Annotated in this window: 12 protein-coding genes; 7 read left to right on the top strand and 5 right to left on the bottom strand. The window is 50.6% G+C overall.

Going from position 1 to position 16,426, the window contains the following annotated elements; translation table 11 throughout:
- The first annotated feature begins 228 nt into the window (after nt 1-228).
- Nucleotides 229-2,889: a valine--tRNA ligase gene (locus tag Q0577_RS18805; protein ID WP_298739001.1), complete on the top strand. Its 2,661-nt coding sequence runs from the start codon at nt 229-231 to the stop codon at nt 2,887-2,889.
- A 316-nt stretch (nt 2,890-3,205) separates the two neighbouring features.
- Nucleotides 3,206-3,664, top strand: coding sequence for a hypothetical protein (locus tag Q0577_RS18800; RefSeq protein ID WP_298738999.1), 459 nt, complete (start codon nt 3,206-3,208; stop codon nt 3,662-3,664).
- 14 nt (nt 3,665-3,678) lie between these two features.
- Here the strand turns inward: Q0577_RS18800 and Q0577_RS18795 are convergent, their stop codons facing one another.
- The 5 genes from Q0577_RS18795 to Q0577_RS18775 all read right to left on the bottom strand — a co-directional run bounded on the left by Q0577_RS18795 (nt 3,679) and on the right by Q0577_RS18775 (nt 10,594).
- Nucleotides 3,679-6,483: a hypothetical protein gene (locus Q0577_RS18795; protein ID WP_298738997.1), complete on the bottom strand. Its 2,805-nt coding sequence runs from the start codon at nt 6,481-6,483 to the stop codon at nt 3,679-3,681.
- Between the two features lie 17 nt (nt 6,484-6,500).
- On the bottom strand, nt 6,501-7,934 hold the full coding sequence (locus tag Q0577_RS18790) for an L-serine ammonia-lyase (RefSeq protein WP_298738995.1): 1,434 nt from the start codon (nt 7,932-7,934) through the stop codon (nt 6,501-6,503).
- A 46-nt stretch (nt 7,935-7,980) separates the two neighbouring features.
- Complete coding sequence (locus Q0577_RS18785; protein ID WP_298738994.1) at nt 7,981-8,472, bottom strand: FKBP-type peptidyl-prolyl cis-trans isomerase; 492 nt, start codon at nt 8,470-8,472, stop codon at nt 7,981-7,983.
- Nucleotides 8,473-8,566: 94 nt separating this feature from the next.
- Nucleotides 8,567-10,201 carry a chaperonin GroEL gene (gene groL, locus Q0577_RS18780; RefSeq protein ID WP_298738991.1) on the bottom strand — a complete coding sequence of 545 codons (1,635 nt, stop codon included), beginning with the start codon at nt 10,199-10,201 and terminating at the stop codon, nt 8,567-8,569.
- Nucleotides 10,202-10,312: 111 nt separating this feature from the next.
- Nucleotides 10,313-10,594, bottom strand: a complete 282-nt coding sequence (locus Q0577_RS18775; RefSeq protein WP_029464748.1) for a co-chaperone GroES — start codon at nt 10,592-10,594, stop codon at nt 10,313-10,315.
- A 358-nt stretch (nt 10,595-10,952) separates the two neighbouring features.
- On the opposite strand from Q0577_RS18775, the gene nusB reads away from it, so the two are divergent.
- The 5 genes from nusB (at nt 10,953) to Q0577_RS18750 (ending at nt 16,406) form a co-directional block, all read left to right on the top strand.
- Nucleotides 10,953-11,849 (top strand): transcription antitermination factor NusB, encoded by an 897-nt coding sequence (nusB, locus tag Q0577_RS18770; RefSeq protein ID WP_298738982.1) that lies wholly within the window; start codon nt 10,953-10,955, stop codon nt 11,847-11,849.
- A gap of 21 nt (nt 11,850-11,870) precedes the next feature.
- The gene (locus tag Q0577_RS18765) at nt 11,871-12,314 is read left to right on the top strand and encodes a DUF1573 domain-containing protein (protein WP_298738980.1); all 444 of its coding nucleotides are present in this window, start codon (nt 11,871-11,873) and stop codon (nt 12,312-12,314) included.
- Between the two features lie 23 nt (nt 12,315-12,337).
- Nucleotides 12,338-12,682: a preprotein translocase subunit YajC gene (gene yajC, locus Q0577_RS18760; RefSeq protein ID WP_298738978.1), complete on the top strand. Its 345-nt coding sequence runs from the start codon at nt 12,338-12,340 to the stop codon at nt 12,680-12,682.
- 202 nt (nt 12,683-12,884) lie between these two features.
- The gene (gene coaE / locus Q0577_RS18755) at nt 12,885-13,475 is read left to right on the top strand and encodes a dephospho-CoA kinase (RefSeq protein WP_298738970.1); all 591 of its coding nucleotides are present in this window, start codon (nt 12,885-12,887) and stop codon (nt 13,473-13,475) included.
- Between the two features lie 33 nt (nt 13,476-13,508).
- Nucleotides 13,509-16,406, top strand: a complete 2,898-nt coding sequence (locus tag Q0577_RS18750; protein ID WP_298738969.1) for a DEAD/DEAH box helicase — start codon at nt 13,509-13,511, stop codon at nt 16,404-16,406.
- The last annotated feature ends 20 nt before the right edge of the window (nt 16,407-16,426 follow it).

Raw genomic sequence — 16,426 nt, 5'->3', positions numbered from 1 at the left:
TCGTAGATGGCTAGAAAAGTTGCGTAATTGGAGGTTATGGAAAGATGAATGGAAAAAGCAGGCGATACTGATACTATTTTAACAAAAACGCCCTGTACAAGGTGAAGCCTATGTGAGCCTGGGTGAAGCCTTGGAGTTGGTGGGTAAAATAGTATGGAAAGGATCAGCGTCCGGATTTCCTTCTCTGCCTAATGTCCGTTATTTTTGCAAACTTATTATTTTACACGCATGGAACTTTCAAAGAACTATTTACCCGGAGAAACGGAGGAAAAGTGGTATCAACACTGGATGAACAAGGGCTATTTCAAAAGCCGGCCTGACGGGCGCCCGCCTTTTACGATCGTGATACCGCCCCCCAACGTCACCGGGGTTTTACACATGGGTCATACCCTGAATGAAACCGTCCAGGATATCCTGGTAAGGCGCGCCCGTATGAGCGGGTTCAATGCCTGCTGGGTACCGGGATCGGACCATGCTTCCATCGCCACTGAAGCCAAGGTGGTAGATATGCTGAAACGTGAAAAAGGTATTGAAAAATCACAGCTCAGCCGGGACGAGTTCCTGAAATACGCCTACGAATGGAAAGATAAATACGGGGGCATCATCTATTCCCAGATCAAAAAACTGGGCTGCTCCTGTGATTGGGACCGGGTGAACTTCACCATGGACGATCATTACTATGCAGCCGTGATCAAAGTGTTCATAGACCTGTACCGTAAAGGGAAAATCTACCGCGGGGCGCGTATGATCAACTGGGACCCCAAGGCTAAAACGGCGCTGAGCGACGAAGAAGTAGAATACAAAGACATACAGGGTAAGCTGTACTACGTTAAATATGCGATTGTAGACAGTGAGAACAATCCCACCGGGGATTATATTACCATTGCCACCCAGCGGCCCGAAACCATTATGGGTGATACCGGTATCTGCGTAAATCCTTCAGATGAGCGTTATACCCACCTGAAAGGCCGTTACGCCGTAGTTCCCCTGGTAAACCGCAAAGTGCCCATCATCTTTGATGATTATGTAGATCCGGCATTTGGTACCGGCGCCCTGAAAGTAACGCCGGCGCATGATATCAATGACTATAACCTGGGGCTGAAACACAACCTGGAAGTAGTGGACACGCTGAATGAAGACGGTACCCTGAGCGCCGCCGCCGGCGTATTTATTGGTGAAGACCGCTTCAAGGCGCGTAAACTGGTAGTAGCCGCCCTGCAGGAACAGGAACTGCTGATCAAAGACCAGGAATATACCACCCGCCTGGGATACAGCCAGCGTAACCCTGATACCGTGGTAGAGCCCCGTATCAGCACGCAGTGGTTCGTAAAAATGGCAGAACTGGCAAAGCCCGCACTGGATGCTGTTGTGAACGGGGATGTACGTATCCATCCCGGCGACCGCTTCCTGGCTACCTATAAATACTGGATGGAGAACGTGAAAGACTGGTGTATCTCGCGCCAGCTGTGGTGGGGGCAACGTATCCCGGCCTTCTATGCGCCTGATGGCAGTTTTGAAGTGGCAGAAACCGCCGAACAGGCCCTTGCACAGTTCAAAGCGCAGAACGCAGCTTTCCCTTACCAGCTCAGTGACCTGAAACAGGATGAAGATGTGCTGGATACCTGGTTCTCTTCCTGGTTATGGCCGATGGAAGTGTTCAACGGTATTACCCAACCCGGTAACCCGGAGATCAACTACTACTACCCCACTTCTGTGCTGGTTACAGGGCAGGATATCATCTTCTTCTGGGTGGCGCGTATGATCATGGCAGGTTTGGAATACAAACAGGAAAAGCCTTTCAGCGATGTATACTTCACCGGTATGGTGCGCGACAAACTGGGACGAAAGATGAGTAAGTCGCTGGGCAACTCGCCAGACCTGCTGGAACTGATCCACCGTTTTGGGGCAGACGCCGTACGCTTTGGTATCATGATCTCCTCTCCCGCTGGTAACGACCTGCTGTTTGATGAGGCCAGCTGTGAACAGGGACGTAATTTCTGCAATAAGATATGGAATGCGCTGAAGCTGGTGAAGATGTGGGAAGCCAGAACGGTTGACAACGACCAACTCGCAGCCGACAGCCGCTTTGCGGTAGAATGGTTCGAAAGCAGGCTGGGCGAAGTACAGGAAGAGGTGAATAATCTTTTCAAAGACTTCCGCCTGAGTGAAGCGCTCAAAACCATCTATAGCCTGGTATGGGATGATTTCTGCAGCTGGTACCTGGAATGGGTGAAACCTGGTTTTGAACAGCCCATTGCCGCCAGTGTGTTCAATAAAACCATCGGCTTCTTTGAACAGCTGATGCAGCTGCTGCATCCTTTCATGCCTTTTGTGACAGAGGAACTGTTCCACCAGCTGAAAACACGCAGCGAAGGCGATGACCTGATCATCAAACAGTTTGATGCGCCTGCAGCACCGGATCATCGCCATGCTACCCTGGTAGAGGGCGCACTGGCCAAGGAAGTGATCAGTAGCATTCGCGATGCACGTAACAAACACCAGATAAAACCCAAAGACGCTATCACCCTGCATATTGATACCCAGCATGATAATGCTTTCCACCAGATAGAAGGCATACTGGCCAAGCAGGTGAACGCTAAGGCGATCGTATATACGAAAACGCCGGTACAAGGCAGTATTACCCTGGTAGTACAGAAGGATAAGTTTTATATAGAAACAGAGCGCGTAATGGATACCGCTGCACAGAAAGCACAGCTGGAGCAGGATCTTGCCTACCAGCGCGGCTTCCTGGAGTCTGTAGAGAAAAAGCTGGGCAATGAGCGCTTTGTACAGAACGCCAAACCGGAAGTAGTAGCAGCGGAAAGGAAGAAGAAAGCAGATGCCGAAGAGAAGATAAGAGCCATAACAGAGAGTTTGAAGCAGTTGTAAACAGGTTTCCCATCGCGCATCAAGGAGGAGCCGTGAAGGCCGGGTGCGAAGGGCGGCGAAGCAATTTTTTAAACAGGAAAAATAAGTTCACCATTTGCCGTTTAAAAGATTGCTTCGGCCCCGGCTCCCCGCTAAAGCCTTTCGGGCCTCGCAACAACGGTTAAGGGCCCAATGACACGATACGCCCCAATAACCGCCATGGGGCCTCGCAATCACGCGAAACGGCTCAATACAATTGCCAGCCCTCCGCAAAATTTTTATTCCCCCCATACGTTAATAATAAAACCAATATTTGCCTGCTGCAAACATTATCATCATGCTGAGATCCTTTTTGATATACGGACTTTTACTGGCCGGCTGTATCCCGGCGTATGCACAATCCAATAAAAGCAAAACCGCAGAAAAGAAGCCTTTGAAGTTCCGGAGCAGCTGGGGAATCTTTCTGAGCGATACACTGCCACGCCCGGAAGTAATCAAGCTGCTGGATTCTTCACTCGTGGTGCGTGATCAGCAGAATAACAAATATCCCGTGGTTTCCTTTGAATTTACCTATGAGCAAAAGCAGCCCTATATAAACGATACCACCGGCAGAGCTGGCGTCTACACAGAATTTATAGGTGACAATTTTAAATCTGACAAGCTCTCCGCTTTATGGAGCACCCGCTTAAAGGAAATGCTGGATAAAGGCGAGGTACTTTACTTCGACAACATCATCATCAAATATCCCGGAAATAAATACTACCGTGTACCGGAGCTGAAATTCGTGATCCGCTAGCGCCATTCATACTATTAATAACTGAACAATTGCTGCAGGGGAAGGATAAAATCTATCCGGTTCCTGGCCGCCCCCAAAGGATCCGGGTCAAGCAAACGGCTATATCTTACACCGCAGGTGAAGGGAATGGTGTTTCCTATCTTAGTATCAAAGAACAGCTCCCCCCCTGTTGAGGCATAGCGGGTATCTTCCCGGGTGATCCAGTTATAGGCTTTACTGTAATCAAAGAACACGTTGCCACGCAGGCGCAGCAAATACAGCAGCTGCGCAAATCCCCAGTCGGGATAGGCGATCGGGAAATGATAGCTAGCCCCCAGTTTATAGATGCGGCTGTAAAATGGCTCATTATACCCCCTGGCATATACGAAGTTATCTGAGAAAGAGTAACGCCCCATTGTATCCTTCTTTTGATAGGCCGCCTGCAATACCAAGTTATGGTTGGGGAACAATCCCGGCAGATACAGGTCAAAACGGCCATAGAACTGATGGGCCGGTACATCGATGGAGCGGGTATATTGCAGGTAGAGGTATTGCCCGAAATGCGTAAAGATATGCTGTGGCGCTTTTATTCGCTGGTTGTTAAACACCAGGGTATTGTTCAGGTACTGCACGCCTTCATCCCTGAACTTGAAGCCATCAGGGAAAGTTCTCAGGTAGTGATAGGTAGCGCCCAGCGAAAGGCTTCTGCCATACTTGCCGGAAGAAAGGATCAGCGGCAGTGATACGCCGCCATGCCAATCCAGCTCATTCCAGTACAAACGGCCATACTGGCGCGTGAGCACAGAGCGGTTAAAGGTATAGTCTACACCCACCTGTAGCCTGGGAAACCATCCCCCGAACAGGAAATTACCTCCCACCATGGAGCTGCCTTCGTTGCGGTTATAGGTGTAACCAATGGCCGTAGCAGCAGTATTGAGAATGTTATTGCCATAAAGCGTGAGGCTGTAATCCGGATCATCGAAAGTAGGCACCCAGCTGTGAAAATTAATAAGCCCCTTGGCCTGGGAATAGGGCCGTACCGGGTAATTGCCGGATGGCACAACAGAAAGGATGTTCCCTCCTTCCTTAAAGTCAGGTTGCAGCCAGGCGCTGTGTGCATTAACCGTGGTATCTACCGCCTGCCAGTGCTCCGGTTTCAGCGGGGCCTTGTACAGGGTATAGCCATTGGCGCTGAATTCGGTGAACGTTATCTGCTGTTGCTGCGGACTGACAGCGGCATGCAGCACGCTGTTGGGACGGTCTGTTACCTGCCAGATCTTTTTATCAGCCAGCGTAACGGCAAAAATGTTATTAACGTCTTTCCAGGAGCCGGTAAAGTATACGGTATCCCCGGCCACCACGGGAGCGCCGATCACATTATAGCTGAAGGGCGCCAAAAGCGAGGTTTCACCGGAGGATAGGTCCTGCTGTACAAGCGCCATCTGCCCCAGCTGGTTACGCACCGGACTGATAACCGCTTTGCCGGAAGCCGTGAAACGCGGAAAGGTATAATACCAGTTTTCCGGGTTGGGCAGCGCTTTTACCAGGGCGCCGCTGCGGGCATCCAGCCAGTGAAGGCCGTAATGCTGCTCCGGACTGGTAAAAGCGGCGATGATGTATTGGCCATCGGGCGTGATATCGGGAGAGAAGTACTTGGTATGATGCGTGACTGTATAAGTGTGCCCGCTGGACCGGTCAAACATTTTGATAACGGAATAATCCTTCCAGGTCCAGCGCGGGTCAAAACGCGCTTCTGTCCAGAGAATGCGGCCATTGCTGTAACTAAAGAAATCGTCAAAGCGGCTGCCCGGCCGGGTAAGCAGGGTTTCATGTCCCAGGCTGTCTACCAGGTAAAACCCGGGTATGCGCTGATAACTGCTTTTCAGTACCACCCACTGCCCGGGACCTGCATCGTATACATAGCGGTAGTTGGTCACGATCTTCGAAGAAGCGCTCAGCTGAGTGGCGGGCGTGATCTCCTTACGGGCGGCATAGTCTTTCCAGTAGGCCTGGTATTCCTGCATGGTGGCCTGGTAAAAGCCGGTGATGTTATGGCCCGTGCGGCGGCGCAGGCTTTGCGACAGCGGGTAGAACAGGCCGCGGAAGCGGACAGCGTCTGTAGTTACATCGCGCCAGAAAGTTTGCCCGTAATGATTGCGGCCATAGGTGCTCATCAGGTATCCCAGCTCATAGTGATCCGGTACAAAGTCACGGTAAGACCCGTTACGGATCTTCATATACGAATAGTGCTTTTTATCGAGCGTAAGGCCGCGAAAGCCATCAAAAAAGGCAGGTAAACGTCCCCTTCCCTGCGGACTAAGCGCAGTTTCCATGACCACCGCATCACCTTCCCAGAACCAGTTGGGCACGGCGATATTGGTAACGGCCGCCTGTCCCAGTTCCCCGCCCAGGTAAGCAAACACTTTGGAAATGCCCTGGCGGAAATTCATGTTCTGCAGCACGTGGCGGTATTCATGCAGCGCCAGCTGCTCTTCCCATTGCAGTGAACCCAGTTCGAGCGGGGATGGTGGCGGCGCCAGGTAGAATTCAGATTTGAAGGGGCCCAGTTGTACAAAGCCGTTAGATTCCAGTGTCTGGTTCTGCAGCACGATGTTGACCTTTTGCTGCAGGTTGCCTATCGAACTGCGAGTGTAGCGGTTAAGGTAATGTACGATATCCGACACACGCTGTCCCTGGGCTTCCAGGCCTGCCGGAAATATCACGCGCACCGTGTCGGTGTTGATTTGCCGCCATTTCAGAGAGGGAGGATTTCCGCCAAAATGCTGGGCGGAAATAGTAAGAGGCAATAGGAACAGGAGTAGGGCAAAAAGGCGTTTCATATAAATACGGAAGATAATTAACATTCCGGTAAACTGATCGGAATATTAACGGCAAGACCACCATCTGAAGTCTCCTTGTATTTGGAATTCATATCAAGGGCTGTTTCCCACATGGTTTTCACCACAGCGTCCAGGGATACCTTTGCCAGCTCCGGGTTACTCTGGAGAGCCAGCTGGGAAGCGGTGATGGCTTTGATGGCGCCCATGGTGTTCCTTTCAATGCAGGGCACCTGCACCAGTCCGCCGATGGGGTCGCAGGTAAGACCCAGGTGGTGTTCCATCGCTATTTCGGCTGCCATCAGCACCTGGCGTTGTGAGCCGCCCATACATTCGGTCAGCGCAGCCGCCGCCATGGCAGAGGATACGCCTATTTCCGCCTGGCATCCGCCCATAGCGGCAGAGATGGTAGAGCGCTTTTTAAAGATGCTGCCGATCTCTGATGCGGTGAGCAGGAACTGGATGATCCGGGCAGGCTGATAGCCATTGCAGAAAGTAATATAGTATTGCAGCACAGCCGGGATAACGCCCGCTGCACCATTGGTAGGCGCGGTTACCACACGGCCAAAGGAAGCATTCTCCTCATTTACGGCCAGCGCAAAACAGCTGACCCAGTCCAGCGTATAGGCAAAGTGGTTACCCCCGCCGCGGATGGCTGCTATCCAGCTGTCAAAGTCCTGGTAACCACGGCCCTGCAGCAGTTTCTTATTCAATGCGGCGGCGCGGCGGGCCACTTTCAGGCCTCCGGGCAGTTCGCCATTGGTATGGCAGCCGCGGTAAATACAGTCGCGCATTACCTGCCAGATCTGCAGCACTCCTTCTTTGGTAGCGGCTTCAGAGCGCCAGGCCTGTTCATTCTCCATCACCAGTTCAGATATGGAGAAGCCCGTTTTGATGCACCATTGCAGCAGCTGCCGGGCAGTATCTACGGGGAATGGAAGATCTACGCCTGCATTGGCGGCGCCGCCAGCCTGCTCTCCTTCCTTTACAACAAAGCCGCCGCCGGTAGAATAGTAGGTAACAGCCGTCTGATCGCCACCTGCAAAGCTTACCAGGAAGGTCAGCGCATTGGGATGGTAGGGCAATGTTTCGTCGTAGAGGAACGCAATATCTTCGGTGGGAGCAAAATCTATTTCATGGTGTTTGTTCAGCTGCAGCCTCTTCATGCGCCTGATATCGCCGATCTTGGCGTTGATGCGGTTTACATCAAAAGTAACGGGATCATCGCCGGAGAGGCCCAGCTGCACGGCGATATCGGTGCCGTGGCCGTGGCCTGTTTTGGCCAGGGAGCCATACAGCAGCACGCTTACTTTTTCTACTTCATGCAGGCGCCCGCCTGCTTCCAGTTCCTTTAAAAAGCGCAATGCGGCACGCCATGGGCCAAGGGTATGAGAGCTGGAGGGACCTACGCCAATCTTAAAGATATCAAAAACGGAGATGCATTCGTGTGCCACTGTTCTGGTGTTTAATTCCCAAAGGTAGGGAAAAATAGGCCACGTACTATTTGAAGTCCACCAGTGTTAATTCGCACACCAGGACGGAGTTGGCAGGTATCTTATCATCCACTTTCACATTACCAAAGCCCAGGCTGGGCGGGATGATGAGCAGGATCTTACCGCCTTTGGCGATCTTCTGCAGACCAATCTGCCAGCCGGCAATATGGTCTTTCAGGGGGCGGTTATTAAAATTAGTGGGAGCAAGGGAAACGTCTACCAGTTTATCGTTCAGCAGGCGGCGGGTATAGATAATGGTGGGAATGTTATCCATGGATAACATGTAGTGCACGCTGTCTCCCGGGTCCAGTATTTGGTAGTAAAGCCCGGTAAGGTCGCGTGTGGCGTTAATGTTATGAGAACGGAGGTATTGTTCGATCTGGTCATCCGCAAAAGTACCCGCATCTTCAAGAAGCGTAACATTATCCTTTTTGGCGCAGGCGCTGAACAGTATCAGGCCCAGGAATAACGAAAGAATAGCTTGTAAAACCTGCTTCATGATCATTAAACGCGGTAGTCCGGAAGAAAGTTACAATAAAAACTCCGGTCCCGAGAGGGGACCGGAGCTGTAAAATTTATCCGGAAAGAGGATATTAATAATCCATACCCATACCGTGGCCGCCCGGCATAGCAGGAGCAGCAGATTTAGGCTCGGGTTTGTCGGCAACTACGCATTCTGTTGTCAGGAGCATGCCAGCGATAGAAGCGGCATTTTCCAGGGCAATGCGGCTAACTTTAGTCGGGTCAATAACACCGGCAGCGATCAGGTTCTCGTAAGACTCTGTGCGGGCATTGAAACCGAAGTCAGCTTTACCTTCTTTTACTTTCTGAACTACGATAGAACCTTCGATACCGGCGTTAGCGGTGATCTGACGCAAGGGCTCTTCGATAGCGCGTTTGATGATGGCAATACCAGTCTGTTCGTCGTTGTTGTCGCCTTTCAGTTTGTCCAGGCCTTCGATAGCGCGGATGTAAGCTACACCGCCACCAGCTACGATACCTTCTTCAACGGCAGCGCGGGTAGCGTGCAGGGCATCGTCAACGCGATCTTTCTTCTCTTTCATTTCCACTTCGGTAGCAGCACCAACGTACAGTACAGCTACACCACCGCTCAGTTTAGCCAGGCGTTCCTGTAATTTTTCGCGGTCGTAGTCAGAAGTAGTTACTTCTATCTGGGCCTTGATCTGGGAGATGCGGGCTTCGATATCTTTCTTCTCACCTTTACCACCTACTACGGTAGTGTTGTCTTTATCGATGGTTACAGACTCGGCTTTACCCAGGTAGCTGAGGTCAGCGTTCTCCAGTTTGTAACCCTGGTCTTCGCTGATCACGATACCACCGGTAAGGGTAGCGATGTCTGTCAGCATTTCCTTCCTTCTGTCGCCAAAGCCCGGAGCTTTTACAGCAGCTACTTTCAAAGTACCGCGCAGTTTGTTCACTACGAGGGTAGCCAGTGCTTCGCCTTCCAGGTCTTCAGAGATGATCAGCAGGGGTGCGCCTTGCTGTGCCACTTTCTCCAGGATGTGCAGGATGTCTTTCATGGCGCTGATCTTCTTGTCGTAGATCAGGATGTAAGGATTCTGCAGTTCAACCTGCATTTTTTCGCTGTTGGTGATAAAGTAAGCAGACAGGTAACCACGGTCAAACTGCATACCTTCTACTACTTCTACAGTAGTGTCAGTGCCTTTTGCTTCTTCTACAGTGATCACACCATCTTTGGTCACTTTATTCATTGCTTCAGCGATCAGTTTACCGATCTCTGCGTCGTTGTTAGCAGAGATAGCAGCAACCTGCTCTATTTTCTTGGTATCGTTACCTACCTTTTCAGACTGTTTCCTCAGGTTTTCCACTACAGCTTTCACGGCTTTGTCAATACCGCGTTTCAGGTCCATAGGGTTAGCACCGGCAGCTACGTTCTTTAAGCCTTCGCCGATGATAGACTGAGCCAGAACGGTAGCAGTAGTAGTACCATCACCTGCTACGTCAGCAGTTTTGGAAGCTACTTCCTTCACCATCTGGGCGCCCATGTTCTCGATGGGATCTTCCAGTTCTATCTCTTTAGCAACAGTAACACCATCCTTGGTTACACCAGGAGCGCCAAATTTCTTTTCGATAACAACGTTGCGGCCTTTGGGACCCAGGGTCACTTTCACTGCATCGGCCAGGATGTCAACGCCCTTCTTCATCTTGTTGCGGGCATCGGTGTTAAAGAATATTTGTTTTGCCATAATAGTTAATAATTTTAAAGATTTGAGTGTGGAATGTTTTGGGTAAGCACTTAGCGATCGGCTGTCAGCTTTAGCAGGGCTAATCACTGCAGCTAAATGCTAATGGCTGTTTTAAACAATCGCTAAAATGTCTGATTCACGCATAATTAAGTAATCATCGCCTTCGAAGCTGATCTCAGTGCCGGAGTATTTGCCATACAGTACGGTATCGCCAACTTTCACTGTCACAGGCTCGTCCTTTTTACCAGGACCAGCTGCTACAACGGTACCTCTCTGTGGTTTCTCTTTTGCAGTGTCGGGAATAATGATGCCACCGGCGGTCTTTTCTTCAGCGGCTGCAGGTTTCACGATCACCCTGTCAGCTAAAGGTTTAATACTTAAATTCTTAGCCATAGTATTTAATTTTTAAAAAATTGTTTGTAACGAAAGTAAAATCAAGCGCATGATCGGCCCACGAGAATTATGCCAATGGGTGGTTCTGGTCAAATTTTCAGTCTGCCAGGACGGCAAAGATAGGGAACCACTGACATAAATGTCAATTTTTCAGTTTCCACCCCAAAAAATGACAGTAAACAGCTGTCGTGGGCGCCTGCCCAATACTGCCAGACGCCGGTTGCCGCTGCCACCTGCCAATTAGTTGCCCACGGGTCGGGTAATTTGACTTTTATTGACTAGCTTTGCGCCCTTATTAGTTCTTGTTTTAGATAGATATAGAAAGATGATCAGTAGAAGAAACATCCGGGTAAAGGTTATGCAAACCCTTTACGCCCTGGAAACAATGGAGCCAGGAAACATTAAACCAGGTACGGCCACCAGCCTGTTAAAAGATAAGCTGGACCAAACCTGCCAGATCTTTACTTACTTACTCTACTCCCTGGTACGGGTGGCGCAATACGCGGAGATAGACTCCCAGGCCCGTGCATCCAAACACCTGCCTACTGCAGAAGACCTGAACGTAAATACCAAAATAGCCGGGAACGAGTTCCTCGAACAGATCAGCAACGACAGGGGCTTCCAGGCTAATCTGGACCTGTGGAAAATGAAACACCTGCCTGACCAGGAACTGATCCGCAAAATATACAACAGCCTGACCGCTACAGATATTTATAAAAACTATATTAAAGAACCTTCCCGCTCCAAAGCTGCCGAAAAGGAGATCGTGGAATACCTCTATAAAAATGTGCTGATCACCAATGAACTGTTTGTTCAGCATATGGAAGATAACTTCCTGCACTGGGGAGATGATGCAGAGATGATGACCATCCTGATCAACAATTACCTTAACAAACCGCACCTCTTTAACTTCCTGCAGCTGATCAGCCAGGAAAAGCTGGAATACTCCCGCGAACTGCTGCTCACCGTGATCGATAAGAAAGAATACTGCCTTGAACTGATCAAGCCCAAGCTGCAGAACTGGGACCCTGAGCGTATTGCAGCGGTAGACATGCTGCTGATGGAAATGGGCGTATGCGAGTTCCTCTACTTTCCCACCATCCCTACCAAAGTGACTATCAACGAATATATAGACCTGGCCAAGACCTACAGCACGCCGCAAAGCGGCCAGTTTGTCAACGGCATCCTGGACAACATCCTGAAAGATCTTGAACAGGCACAGCAGATACAGAAAACCGACCGTACAAAAAAATAATATACTTTTGCGGGACGCACTATGAAACAACTCTTCTACATCCTTGTCTGCACAGGTTTACTGGCCACAGCCTGTAACACACAAGCTGCGAAAGAAAACCAGGCCACTATTGCCGCCGGCACACCCGGCGATACCGTACAGGGCGCTCCCGAAATGACCTTTGAACAGACCGTTCACAATTTCGGGGAGATCACCCAGGGAGAAAAAGTGGAATATGCCTTCAAGTTCACCAATACCGGTAAGAAGGACCTGCTGATCCAAAACGCGGTTTCCAGCTGCGGTTGCACCGTTCCGGAGTGGCCTAAAGAACCTGTTAAGCCGGGCGAAAGCGGTTACCTGAAAGTGGTGTTTGACAGTCACGGAAAGGAAGGATATACTGAAAAGGAGATCAGTATCAAAGCTAATACGGATCCTCCCTTTATACAGGGACCAAAGATCCAGTGCACGATAAAAAAAGCTAACTAACAACTAATAATACGATTTACAACATGAACATGCTGAACATTTTATTGATGGCATCACCGCAGGGCGGCCAGGGTGGCGGTTCTCCCATGGTGTCTTTACTGTTCTTCGCCGGTATGATAGTAGTAATGTGGCTATTTATGATACGTCCGCAGACTAAAAAGGCCAAATTGCAGAAGCAATTCGGCGAAGGCCTCCGCGAAGGCGATAAGATTGTTACCATTGCCGGTATCCATGGTAAAATAAAGAAGATCAATGCAGATAACACCCTGCAGCTGGAAGTAAGCCCCGGCACCTTCTTTACCATTGAGCGCTCTGCTGTAAGCATGGAGTATACCCAAGCGCATCAGAAAACAGACGAGAAAAAATAAAAAAGTTTGAGGTTTGAAGTCTGACGTTCGTTAAAAGTGAAAAGTCAGGTCTTCAGGCCCTCTAAACTAATAAGATAGTTGTCCCGTTCCGGTTAGCCGGGCGGGACTTTTCTTTGAACACTGACCACTCCTTCTCAACTTCAAACATCTGACAAACCTCAAACGCCAAACTTCAAACCTCAAACTTTAGTATCTTGGCGGCATGTTAAAAGTAGGAATCACCGGCGGCATCGGTTCCGGAAAAACAACCGTCTGCCGCATATTCGAGCTACTGGGCATCCCTGTGTATTATGCTGATACCATGGCAAAAGATATCATGAACAGGGACCCCGATCTGAAAGAACAGGTGAAACATCATTTCGGATCTGACATCTACGACAGCCAGGACCTGCTAAACCGGCAGCGTTTAGGGAATATCGTATTCAATGACCAGGATAAACTGCAGCTGCTGAACTCACTGGTACACCCCGCCACCATCCGCGATGCTGAAGCCTGGGCATCGCGGCAGCAGGCGCCCTATGTACTGAAAGAAGCTGCGCTATTGTTTGAATCAGAAGCCTTTCACTACCTTGACAAGATCATCGGCGTATCTGCCCCCCAGCCATTGCGGCTGCAGCGCGCCATGCACCGCGATAAGGCCAGCCGCAATGATATACTGGCACGGATGTACAAACAGATGGACGAAACCGTCAAAATGCGTTTGTGCGATTACATTATTTATAACGATGAGCAGCAGATGGTAATACCGCAGGTGCTCAGATTACATGAAGAACTGTTGGTTATTAGCCGCTAGCTGCTAGTGATTGGAGTGTATACAGAAAAAACCATGGCTACAGGTAAAAAAGATCCTACAGGAAAAACCATTATCATTACAGAAGGTGCAGGCAAACAGGCAGTAACGCCGGTATTGCTGCTCGAACTGGACAATGCTGCTACACCGGCGCTGAAAATCAGCGCGGCACTGATAAAGATGGTGAATGACGAGCGTAAGTGCCAACGCATGCCGCTGAACGATAAGAAATCGCTTTCCATATTCAATACATTACCCGCGGGCGTACAACACCTGCTGCTGCCCTGCACCCAGGAAGCAATGGTGCATAAGGAACTGCAGCTGAAAGAAAAATTCCTGGCAGCTCCGGTGAAACACCAGACCCTCCAGCAATTTGTACAGGAAGGAATGCAGCAATACCTGTATCATACCCTGCAGCAATTGCGGCCGCTCACACCCCTCCTGCCCTGGTACTGCCAGGTAACAGAAAGCTCGCTGGAAAAGAAGATACGACCGGTTACCGTCAATAATTATACGCCGTTATTATCCTTTGAGCTGGTGCGCACAGAAAGCGGCCAGCTACGGCTGCTGGCCTTTGTTACCATCAACGGGCAGGCCTGGCCCTTGTCTGAGTTTGAACAATACGGCTTCCTGCTACGCAGCCGGGGTGAACTGTTCATCCTCTCCCCTGCCGATGCACAAACACTGCAACAGTTTCCGGCAGGATACATGGATGTGCCGGGAGGTCAGGAAGGCGCTTTCCTGCAGCATACCTTAACCGCGCTGGCAGCAGGCTATCCCGTTAACAAGAACATACTGCTTACCAAAGAAGAGATAGATACACCGCCACAATGTAATATATGGCTGAGTGAGCTGAACAACGCCTTCCTCATGCTGCGCATACAGTGGCAGTACGACCGCTTTACGCTGGATGCTTCGGCCTCGCCCGTGGTATGGATCACCGAAGGCGATGTGCAGTACGAGATCAAACGCCACCTGGAAATTGAAAAAGATATGACGGCTTTTGTGCGTGGACTGCATCCCCGTTTTGCCCAGCAGCGTAATGATTACTTCTACCTCTCTTTTGCAGAAGCAGAAAAAAGCCAGTGGCTGGTGAAATGCTACCGCAAACTGACGGACCGTAACATTGGCGTATACGGGATGGATGAGCTGAAGCATTTCCGCTACAACACCAATATACCCGTCATGGATATACGCTGGCGCAATGACGGTAAAGACTGGCTGGACCTCAACGTAAAAGTAAAGTACGGCGAACTGGAAGTGCCGTTGAGTGATATACAAAAAGCCCTGCTGCACCGGCAGCCGCACCTGCTGTTAAAAGACGGCACCATCGGCGTTATTCCGGAAGACTGGCAGCAGAAATACGCCCTGCTGTGGAAACTGGGCCAGGTACAGAAAGACCAGCTGCGGCTCTCCAGCCTGCACTTCACCCTCTTACAGGAAGTACTGGATGCGCCGGAAACTACCGCCAGGGAAAGCGTACGGCAGAAATGGGAACGCCTGCAGCAGCAACATTTCCCTGTACCCGCTGCCATACAGGCACAGCTGCGCGATTACCAGAAGGCGGGCTTTGAGTGGATGTGCCTCCTGGATGAAATGCAGTGGGGCGGCTGCCTGGCAGATGATATGGGGCTCGGTAAAACCTTGCAGACCATCACCTTTTTACAACATGTATGTGAAAAATATCCCGGTGAAACACAGCTGGTGGTATGCCCCACCTCGCTCATCTATAACTGGGAAAGCGAACTGCAGAAGTTTGCGCCGGGCATGCGCTATACCATCTATCATGGCCCGGGCAGAAGTTTCAACGAACAGGAATGGCGGCAGCAACAGCTGATCATCACCAGTTACGGTACGGTGCGCAGTGATGCAGCGGCCTTTTCCCGCTTTGTATTCGGCTATGTGGTGCTGGATGAAAGCCAGGTGATCAAGAATCCGGCTTCACTCACTACCCGCGCGCTGCAGGTACTGCAATGCCGCAACCGGCTGATACTGAGTGGTACGCCTATCCAGAACAACACCATGGACCTGTACGCACAGATGAACTTTGCCAACCCCGGACTGCTAGGCAACCAGCACTTCTTCAGAACAGAGTTCGCCATGCCGATCGACAAATATGCCGATGGCAGTAAAGCGGCTGATCTGCGGAAGATGATCTATCCCTTTATGCTGCGGCGTACCAAGGAGCAGATCGCCAAAGACCTGCCCGATAAAACGGAGATCATCATGTGGTGCGAAATGGGCGATGAACAACGCCAGGTGTACAACCAGGTAAAGGCACTTTACAAAGAAAAGCTCATGAACAGGATACAGGAAGAGGGCCTGGCTGCCAGCGCCATCTACATCCTGGAAGGCCTCACCCGATTGCGACAGGTGTGTAATGCCCCCCAACTCATTGGAGAACAGGCCGGCGGTATTACCAGCGCTGTAAAACTGGATGAGCTGATGCGGGAGATCGTTGACAATACAGGTACGCATAAAGTGCTGGTATTCTCACAATTCACCGGCATGCTACAGTTGATCTCCCAGGCAATGAACGCCGCAGGCATCCCCTTCCTTTACCTGGATGGCGGCACCAAGGCAGAAACCCGGCAGGAACTGGTGGCCCGCTTCCAGCAGGACGAAAGCCAGCGGGTATTCCTGATCAGCCTGAAAGCAGGTGGCGTAGGGTTAACCCTTACCGCCGCCGATTACGTATATCTGGTAGACCCATGGTGGAACCCGGCCGCAGAACAGCAGGCCATAGACCGTACACACCGCATCGGGCAACAGAACAAGGTATTTGCCTACAAGATGATCTGTAAAGACTCTGTAGAAGAAAAGATACTGGCCCTGCAGCAACGGAAACAGATGATCGCAGATGACCTGATCAGTGAAGAGACCGGGTTCATGAAAAAGCTGACAGAAGAGGATATCGCTTTCCTGTTTAGCTAAATTGAGGTAAATTATAAGCA

The organism is uncultured Chitinophaga sp. (genome assembly GCF_937898475.1).
GTDB lineage: Bacteria > Bacteroidota > Bacteroidia > Chitinophagales > Chitinophagaceae > Chitinophaga.
The sequence above is the reverse complement of the archived record's forward strand: the minus strand, read 5'-3'. Positions and strand labels throughout refer to the sequence as shown.

Bases quoted from the DNA above. Each gene is read 5' to 3' on its own strand.
- Q0577_RS18805 (WP_298739001.1), top strand. From the start codon at position 229: ATGGAACTTTCAAAGAACTATTTACCCGGAGAAACGGAGGAAAAGTGG.
- Q0577_RS18800 (WP_298738999.1), top strand. From the start codon at position 3,206: ATGCTGAGATCCTTTTTGATATACGGACTTTTACTGGCCGGCTGTATC.
- Q0577_RS18795 (WP_298738997.1), bottom strand. From the start codon at position 6,483: ATGAAACGCCTTTTTGCCCTACTCCTGTTCCTATTGCCTCTTACTATT.
- Q0577_RS18785 (WP_298738994.1), bottom strand. From the start codon at position 8,472: ATGAAGCAGGTTTTACAAGCTATTCTTTCGTTATTCCTGGGCCTGATA.
- groL (WP_298738991.1), bottom strand. From the start codon at position 10,201: ATGGCAAAACAAATATTCTTTAACACCGATGCCCGCAACAAGATGAAG.
- Q0577_RS18775 (WP_029464748.1), bottom strand. From the start codon at position 10,594: ATGGCTAAGAATTTAAGTATTAAACCTTTAGCTGACAGGGTGATCGTG.
- nusB (WP_298738982.1), top strand. From the start codon at position 10,953: ATGCAAACCCTTTACGCCCTGGAAACAATGGAGCCAGGAAACATTAAA.
- Q0577_RS18765 (WP_298738980.1), top strand. From the start codon at position 11,871: ATGAAACAACTCTTCTACATCCTTGTCTGCACAGGTTTACTGGCCACA.
- yajC (WP_298738978.1), top strand. From the start codon at position 12,338: ATGAACATGCTGAACATTTTATTGATGGCATCACCGCAGGGCGGCCAG.
- coaE (WP_298738970.1), top strand. From the start codon at position 12,885: ATGTTAAAAGTAGGAATCACCGGCGGCATCGGTTCCGGAAAAACAACC.
- Q0577_RS18750 (WP_298738969.1), top strand. From the start codon at position 13,509: ATGGCTACAGGTAAAAAAGATCCTACAGGAAAAACCATTATCATTACA.